The sequence below is a fragment of the Streptomyces sp. N35 genome, assembly GCF_016464295.1.
In the GTDB taxonomy this organism is placed as follows: Bacteria; Actinomycetota; Actinomycetes; order Streptomycetales; family Streptomycetaceae; genus Streptomyces.
In genome coordinates this window covers 1-8,051 of the sequence record NZ_JAEIMH010000161.1, presented here as the reverse complement: position 1 = coordinate 8,051, position 8,051 = coordinate 1, and the positions used below count along the sequence as shown (strand labels likewise).

Genomic DNA, 8,051 nt, shown 5'->3' with positions numbered 1-8,051 from the left:
AGCGCGGCGTTCGCCGAGACCAGCGTCACGCGGGCGCCGCGCGCCGCCGCCGTACGGGCGAGGGCGTAGCCCTGCTTGCCTGAGGAGCGGTTGCCGAGGAAGCGGACGGGGTCGATGGGCTCGCGGGTGCCGCCGGCGCTCACCACGACGTGACGGCCCGCCAGGTCCGCGTCGGCGTTCCCGCGGGCGAGCACCCTGCGGCAGACCTCGAAGATCTCCCCGGGGTCGGGCAGCCGCCCCTTGCCGGTGTCGACGCCGGTGAGACGGCCGACCGCGGGCTCGATGACGATCGCGCCGCGGCGGCGCAGCGTGGCCACGTTCTCCTGTGTGGCCGGGTGCTCCCACATCTCCGTGTGCATCGCGGGTGCGAACACCACGGGACAGCGCGCGGTGAGGAGCGTGTTGGTGAGCAGATCGTCGGCGAGCCCGTGCGCGGCCTTGGCGAGCATGTCGGCCGTGGCCGGCGCCACGATCACCAGGTCGGCGTGCTGGCCGATCCGTACGTGCGGCACCTCGTGGACATCGGACCAGACCTCGGTCGACACGGGGTGTCCGGAGAGCGCCGACCAGGTGGCCGCGCCGACGAAGTGCAGCGCCGACTCGGTCGGTACGACACGGACGTCATGGCCCGACTCGGTCAGCCGGCGAAGCAGCTCGCACGCCTTGTAGGCGGCGATCCCGCCGCTGACCCCCAGGACGACCTTCGGCTTGTCCACTGCCACTCCCCATTTCCGAACCGGCTTGCGTACCCATGACACACCACAGGCCCGGCAGTCGCTCTGCCGGGCCTGTACTGGAAAAACCGCCGAATGCCGGCGTGACTACGTGGCCGGGGCCTCGATGGCCTCGGAGGTCAGCAGACCCGCGTTGATCTCACGCAGTGCGATCGAGAGCGGCTTCTCGTGGACGTGGGTGTCCACCAGCGGACCGACGTACTCAAGGAGACCCTCACCGAGCTGCGAGTAGTACGCGTTGATCTGACGGGCACGCTTGGCCGCGTAGATCACGAGGCTGTACTTCGAGTCCGTGGCCTCGAGGAGCTCGTCGATCGGCGGGTTGATGATGCCCTCGGGCGCAGTGATGGAAGAGGACACGCTCTACCTTCCGAAGAATGGAAAATGATCAGACAACGCCTGATCAGACAACGTTCATCAAGGCTAGCAGCTCGCGGGCCACGTCCTCGACGGAGGTATTGACAAGGGTCGTATCGAACTCCGACTCGGCGGCGAGCTCGACCCGTGCGGCCGCGAGACGGCGCTCGATGACCTCCGGCGCCTCGGTGCCGCGGCCGGTGAGCCGGCGCACCAGCTCGTCCCAGCTGGGCGGGGCGAGAAACACCAGCTGAGCCTCGGGCATCGACTCGCGCACGAGGCGGGCGCCCTGCAGATCGATCTCGAGCAGCACCGGCTCACCGGCCTCGAGACGCTCCAGGACGGCGGCGCGCGGCGTGCCGTAGCGGTTGCCCGCGAACTCGGCCCACTCGAGCAGCTCGCCGTTGGCGATCAGCTTGTCCATCTCTTCATCGGTCACGAAGAAGTACTGGACGCCGTGCCTCTCCCCGGGACGCGGCTTCCGAGTCGTCGCCGAGACGGAGAGCCAGACCTCGGGGTGTTCTTTGCGCATATGAGCGACGACCGTGCTCTTGCCGACCCCGGAGGGGCCGGAGAGCACGGTCAGCCGCGGACGTTCACTCATGCAGCGATTATCCAGGTTCTCAGGAGTGCCTGAGACCTTCAGGCGGCACCGCCGCCGAACTCACGCTCCAAAGACGCGATCTGGTTGGAGCCAAGGCCCCGCACACGCCGGCTCTCGGAAATTCCGAGACGCTCCATGATCTGCTTGGCGCGGACCTTGCCCACGCCCGGCAGCGACTCGAGGAGGGCGGAGACCTTCATCTTTCCGATGACGTCGTTCTCCTGGCCCTGCTTGATGACCTCGTGAAGGGAGGCGCCGGAGTGCTTGAGTCGATTCTTGACCTCGGCCCGCTCCCGGCGAGCCGCGGCGGCCTTTTCGAGCGCGGCTGCGCGCTGTTCAGGGGTAAGGGGCGGAAGAGCCACGCCTACGTCACCTCGGTTGTCGAACTGTCGGATACGGACCGGTGAGGAACCTAATAGCCCCGCACCTGGGGAGCAACGAGCGACGCAGTCACCCGTGTACTCCCGACGGAGACTAGCGGCCAGGACCGCTCCAGTCAGCGAGAACAGCGGAAAAGTCCAGGTCAGCCTCGATCGAACTATACATATCGGGCAATTCACCCCGGATTTGGGGGTCCGCTACGTCAATTACTCGGGTGCGCGCGGCCGATTGCCTGCTGCAACGATGTGAAATCCCGCTCCGCCAGAGCCGATTCGAGCTCTCGGAGTACGCGCAAGGGCGCCGAGGGGTCGTTGAAGAGCACGGTGCCGAGCGCGACTCCGGAGGCGCCGGCGAGCACAAACTCCAGCGCGTCGCGTCCGGAGGTGATCCCTCCCATGCCGAGGATCGGCACCTGCCGCACCGCTCCCGCCCGCATCGCCGCGTACACCTGGTACACGCAGCGGACCGCGACCGGCCTGATCGCGGGACCGGACAGTCCGCCCGTCGTGCCCGCGAGACGCGGGCGGAGGGTGTCGGTGTCGATGGCGATCCCGAGCAGCGTGTTGATCATCGAGAGGCCGTCGGCACCGGCCTCCGTGCACGCCGCGGCGATGTCGACGATCGAGGTGACGTCCGGCGTGAGCTTCGCGTAGACGGGGTGCCCAGGATCGGCGGCTTCACGGACGGCGCGGATCGTCTCGTACGAGGTGGCGGCGTCGCAGCCGAAGACGAGGCCGCGGTTGGCCACGTTGGGGCAGGAGATGTTGGCCTCGATACCGACGACGCCGGGCTGCCCCTTGAGCCGGGACGCGGCCTCGGCGAACTCCTCGGTGCGCTCCCCCGCGATCGACACGAGGACCCGGGCGCCGCGCTCGGCGAGCCAGGGCAGCTCGTGTTCGATGAAGTGGTCGATGCCCGAGCCCTGCAGGCCGATGGAGTTGAGCATGCCGCTCGGGGTCTCGGCCATGCGCGGGGTGGCCCGGCCGGAGCGCACATACGGCATGATCGTCTTGGTGGTGATCGTGCCGAGTGCGGAGAGCGGTACGAATTGATCCAGCTCCCTCCCATATCCGGCGCACCCGGAAGCGGTGCTGAGGGGATTGGGCAGGGTCACGGTCGCACCGAGCGGTGCCGACATGTCGATACGTGGCGTCATCGCGCGCACTCCTGGTGCTGTGGCCGCATGGCGTCGGCGCCTTCGAGGTCGGGCGGGAGCGTCCCGGTATCCGCCCAGCGCACTTTCGTCCCGTCGAAGACCGGGCCCGAGGTGCAGGAGCGCAGGAAGCGGGTCACGCCGTCCTCGCCCTCCACCGGCAGCACGCAGGTCATGCAGATCCCGATGCCGCAGGCCATGGCCTCTTCGACGGCGGTGTGGCTGGTGGCGCCGTGCGCGGTGGCGATCTCGGTGACGGCGCGCAGCATGGGCATCGGTCCGCAGGAGTGCACCTCGGTGGCGCCGAGTTCGCGGATCATGCCCGGCAGTTGGCCGGTGACACGGCCCTCGGCGCCGTACGACCCGTCGTCGGTCGTCACGGCGACGTGCGGGGTGAGGGCGCGGGCGAGGCCGACGCCGAAGAGCTTGCCGGCGGTGGCGGCCCCGAGGACGAACCCGACGCGTCCGCCGCGGTCGAGGATCTGCTCGGCGAGCCCGAACAACGGCGCGCTCCCGTAACCACCGGCGACGAGCACGGCGCTGGCGGGCCCGTCGGACAGCGGGAACGGCGTCCCGAGCGGGGCGATCAGATCGACGCGGTCGCCGACGTGGTGCGCGGCCAGCGCCCTGGTCCCTCTGCCGTGCACGGCGAAGACCACCTCGATGGTGCCGGCGTCCGGATCGGCCCGATGGATGGAGAACGCACGCCGCAGCAGCATCGAGGAGTCACGGCCTCCGATGGCGAGGGCGGCGAAGTGTCCGGGCGACACCCGGGCCGCGGCCTCGCCCGCGTGCAGCACGAGCCGGTGATACGCACCCACCGGCTCGAGAGCGAGGATCTCGGCCGATGACTGCGCGGGCGTCGGTCTGGGTTGCCGGGACAAGGGCTCTCCGTTCCGGGTGGCCCTGCTCGGGCCAGGCCCTGGACATGTCGCTGAATCTCCATGTCCACGATCGCCCGCGCCGACGCCCCCGCAGTGCGGGCAACGTCCCCGCTTGCCCGGCAAAGGTCCCCCGCGCGGCCCGCACCTGTGGACACGGGCTCGCGCTGTCTACGACGGACTGCCTTCCCCCACTCCGGCCGCTCCCCTCAGAAATCAGGCCCCGGCCACAGCGGACCGAACCTGCTCCGCGAACTCGGAAGCCGAAGCACGCAGCGCCTCAACAGACGGCCCGTGCCGAAGCACACCCCGGCTCACATTCGGCACCACATTCCGGACCGCGGACCCGAACACCGAGGGCAGATCCGCAGGCGTAGCCCCCTGCGCCCCGATCCCCGGCGCCAGCAACGGCCCGTTGATATCCAGCTCGTACGAGGACAGGTCCCCGAGCGTCGCCCCGACCACCGCCCCGAACGACCCGAGCGGCGACTCCCCCGCGTTCTCCTCGGCCAGATGCCCGAGCATCGTCGCCCCGACGTTACGGCCGTCGGCCCGCACGGCGTGCTGCACCTCGCCGCCCTCGGGGTTGGAGGTGAGCGCGAGGACGAACAGACCGGCACCGTTCTCGCGCGCGAGGTCGACGGCGGGCTTCAACGACCCGTATCCGAGATACGGCGACACCGTCAGCGCATCCGAGAACAGCGGCGAGTCCTTGCGCAGGAAGGCCTCGGCGTACGCGGCCATCGTGGACCCGATGTCCCCGCGCTTGGCGTCCATGCAGACCAGCGCACCCGCGGCCCGCGCCTCCGCGACGGTGGTCTCGAGCACCGCCACACCCTTCGACCCGAACCGCTCGAAGAACGCCGCCTGCGGCTTGAACACCGCGACCGTCTCGCCGAGCGCCTCGACCACCGTGCGCGAGAACCGTTCCAGGCCCTCGACCGTGTCGGGCAGGCCCCACGAGTCGAGCAGCGAGGCGTGCGGGTCGATGCCGACGCACAGCGGGCCGCGCGAGTCCATCGCGCGCCGAAGGCGGCTGCCAAACGATTCGATGCTCATACGGAGACCTTTCGCGTGTCGGCGCCGACCGCTTCGGCCAGCGTGGCGTACGGGGAGGTGTTCAGACGGGCGGCAAGTCCCTTGTGCATGGCGCGCATCCAGAACGGGCCCTCGTAGATGAAGGCGCTGTAGCCCTGCACCAGCGTCGCGCCGGCGAGAATGCGCTGCCAGGCGTCCTCGGCGTTCTCGATGCCGCCGACGCCGACCAGGGTGATCCGGTCGCCCACGCGGGCGTACAGGCGGCGCAGGACCTCGAGGGAGCGCTCCTTGAGGGGCGCGCCGGACAGTCCGCCGGTCTCCTTGACCAGCTCGGGGTCGGAGAGCAGACCCTCGCGGCCGATCGTGGTGTTGGTGGCGATGATGCCGTCGAGGCCGAGCTCCACGGCCAGGTCGGCCACCGCGTCGATGTCCTCGTCGGCGAGATCGGGCGCGATCTTCACCAGGAGCGGGACCCGGCGGTCCCGTACCGCCGAGTCCGCGGCCTCGCGTACCGCCGAGAGCAGCGGGCGGAGGTGGTCGACGGCCTGGAGGTTGCGCAGGCCGGGGGTGTTGGGGGACGAGACGTTCACGACCAGGTAGTCGGCGTGGGCGGCGAGCCGCTCGGTGGACTTCACGTAGTCGCCGACGGCCTCGGCCTCCGGGACCACCTTGGTCTTGCCGATGTTGACGCCGACGACGGTCTTGAAGGCCGCCTTACGGGCCCCGAGACGCTCCGCGACCGCCGCCGAGCCCTCGTTGTTGAAGCCCATCCGGTTGATCAGCGCACGGTCGGAGATGAGCCGGAACAGCCGCTTCTTGGGGTTGCCGGGCTGTGCCTCGCCGGTGACCGTGCCGATCTCGATGTGGTCGAAGCCGAGCATGGTCATGCCGTCGATCGCGACGGCGTTCTTGTCGAAGCCGGCCGCGAGCCCGAACGGGCCGTGCATCCGCAAACCCATTGCCTCGGTGCGCAGTTCGCGAAAGCGCGGGGCGAGCACGGCCGCGACGAACGTCCGCAGGACGGGGATGCGGGCGGCGAGCCGGATCCAGCGGAAGGCCATGTAGTGGGCCTGCTCCGGGTCCATCCGCTTGAAGACGAGGTTGAAGAAGAGTTTGTACATGTCGGAAGTCCTAGGTCTGGTCGCGAGCTGGGGGCCGCATGAAGAGGGGGACACCGTTTCCGGTGTCCCCCTCCTGGGCTGCTAGTCGCGAGCCGCGGTCAGATGCTCGGCGTGTTCCTGCAGTGAACGCACGCCCACATCACCGTGGTTGAGTGCGTCGATGCCCTGGACGGCGGCGGCGAGTGCCTGGACCGTGGTCAGGCACGGCACGCTGCGGGCGACGGCGGCGGTGCGGATCTCGTAGCCGTCAAGGCGACCGCCCGTGCCGAACGGGGTGTTGACGATCAGGTCGACTTCGCCGTCGTGGATCAGCTGGACGATCGTCTTCTCACCGTTGGGGCCTTCGCCCTCGCTGAGCTTGCGCACCACGGTGGCGTTGATGCCGTTACGGCGCAGGACTTCGGCCGTGCCGGAGGTGGCCATCAACTCGAAGCCGTGCGAGACCAGTTCGCGCGCCGGGAAGATCATGGAGCGCTTGTCGCGGTTGGCGACGGAGATGAATGCCCGGCCCTTGGTCGGCAGCGGCCCGTAGGCTCCGGCCTGTGACTTGGCGTAGGCGGTGCCGAAGACCGAGTCGATGCCCATGACCTCGCCGGTGGAACGCATCTCCGGGCCCAGCACGGTGTCGACGCCACGGCCGTGGATATCGCGGAAGCGCGACCAGGGCATGACGGCTTCCTTGACGGAGATCGGCGCGTCGAGGGGGAGGGTGCCGCCGTCACCGGTGGCCGGGAGCAGGCCCTCGGCGCGGAGTTCGGCGATGGTCGCACCGAGCGAGATCCGCGCGGCGGCCTTCGCCAACGGCACCGCGGTGGCCTTCGAGGTGAACGGGACGGTGCGCGAGGCGCGCGGGTTCGCCTCCAGGACGTACAGGATGTCGCCGGCCATCGCGAACTGAATGTTGATCAGCCCGCGGACCCCGACACCCTTGGCGATGCCTTCGGTTGAGGCACGCAGCCGCTTGATGTCGAACCCGCCCAGGGTGATCGGGGGCAGCGCGCACGCGGAGTCGCCGGAGTGGATACCGGCCTCCTCGATGTGCTCCATGACGCCGCCGAGGTAGAGCTCGGTGCCGTCGTAAAGCGCATCCACGTCGATTTCGATCGCGTCGTCGAGGAACCGGTCGACCAGGACCGGCCGGGTCGGGCTGATCTCGGTCGACTCTTCGATGTACGAGGACAGCCGCGCCTCCTCGTACACGATCTCCATGCCGCGTCCGCCGAGGACGTAGGACGGGCGGACCAGGACCGGGTAGCCGATCTCGTCGGCGATCTCCTTCGCCTCCGCGAAGGTGGTCGCGGTGCCGTGCTTGGGGGCGGGCAGGCCGGCTTCGGCCAGGACGCGGCCGAAGGCGCCGCGGTCCTCGGCGGCGTGGATGGCCTCCGGGGAGGTGCCGACGACGGGGACGCCGTTGTCCTTCAGGGCCTGCGACAGACCCAGCGGGGTCTGGCCGCCGAGCTGCACGATCACACCCGCGAGCGGGCCGGCCTGCTGCTCGGCGTGCACGATCTCCAGCACGTCCTCCAGCGTGAGCGGCTCGAAGTAGAGGCGGTCGGAGGTGTCGTAGTCGGTGGAGACGGTCTCCGGGTTGCAGTTGACCATCACCGTCTCGTAACCCGCCTCGGACAGTGCGAACGAGGCGTGGACGCAGGAGTAGTCGAACTCGATACCCTGACCGATCCGGTTCGGACCCGAACCCAGAATGATCACCGCGGGCTTCGTCCGCGGCGCGACCTCACTCTCCTCGTCATACGAGGAGTAGAAGTACGGCGTCTTCGCCGC

Annotated in this window: 9 protein-coding genes; all 9 read right to left on the bottom strand. The window is 69.5% G+C overall.

Annotated elements, in window-relative coordinates:
- Positions 1–716, bottom strand: a 716-nt coding sequence (gene coaBC / locus JAO81_RS41085; protein WP_199553122.1) for a bifunctional phosphopantothenoylcysteine decarboxylase/phosphopantothenate--cysteine ligase CoaBC, incomplete at its 3' end; no start/stop codon positions are given.
- A 105-nt stretch (positions 717–821) separates the two neighbouring features.
- On the bottom strand, positions 822–1,094 hold the full coding sequence (gene rpoZ, locus JAO81_RS41080) for a DNA-directed RNA polymerase subunit omega (protein ID WP_052577452.1): 273 nt from the start codon (positions 1,092–1,094) through the stop codon (positions 822–824).
- Positions 1,095–1,137: 43 nt separating this feature from the next.
- A complete protein-coding gene (gene gmk / locus JAO81_RS41075; RefSeq protein ID WP_187816113.1) occupies positions 1,138–1,695 on the bottom strand; it encodes a guanylate kinase in 558 nt (185 codons plus the stop codon).
- A 38-nt stretch (positions 1,696–1,733) separates the two neighbouring features.
- The gene (locus JAO81_RS41070) at positions 1,734–2,057 is read right to left on the bottom strand and encodes an integration host factor (protein ID WP_005319887.1); all 324 of its coding nucleotides are present in this window, start codon (positions 2,055–2,057) and stop codon (positions 1,734–1,736) included.
- Positions 2,058–2,278: 221 nt separating this feature from the next.
- On the bottom strand, positions 2,279–3,232 hold the full coding sequence (locus JAO81_RS41065; protein WP_199553121.1) for a dihydroorotate dehydrogenase: 954 nt from the start codon (positions 3,230–3,232) through the stop codon (positions 2,279–2,281).
- Complete coding sequence (locus JAO81_RS41060) at positions 3,229–4,113, bottom strand: dihydroorotate dehydrogenase electron transfer subunit (protein WP_199553120.1); 885 nt, start codon at positions 4,111–4,113, stop codon at positions 3,229–3,231. Before JAO81_RS41060 ends, JAO81_RS41065 begins: the two co-directional genes overlap by 4 nt.
- A 213-nt stretch (positions 4,114–4,326) precedes the next feature.
- A complete protein-coding gene (gene pyrF, locus JAO81_RS41055; protein ID WP_199553119.1) occupies positions 4,327–5,169 on the bottom strand; it encodes an orotidine-5'-phosphate decarboxylase in 843 nt (280 codons plus the stop codon).
- On the bottom strand, positions 5,166–6,269 hold the full coding sequence (locus JAO81_RS41050; protein WP_199553118.1) for a quinone-dependent dihydroorotate dehydrogenase: 1,104 nt from the start codon (positions 6,267–6,269) through the stop codon (positions 5,166–5,168). Before JAO81_RS41050 ends, pyrF begins: the two co-directional genes overlap by 4 nt.
- A gap of 81 nt (positions 6,270–6,350) precedes the next feature.
- Positions 6,351–8,051: carbamoyl-phosphate synthase large subunit (gene carB / locus JAO81_RS41045; RefSeq protein WP_199553117.1), on the bottom strand; the 1,701-nt coding region annotated here is incomplete at its 5' end.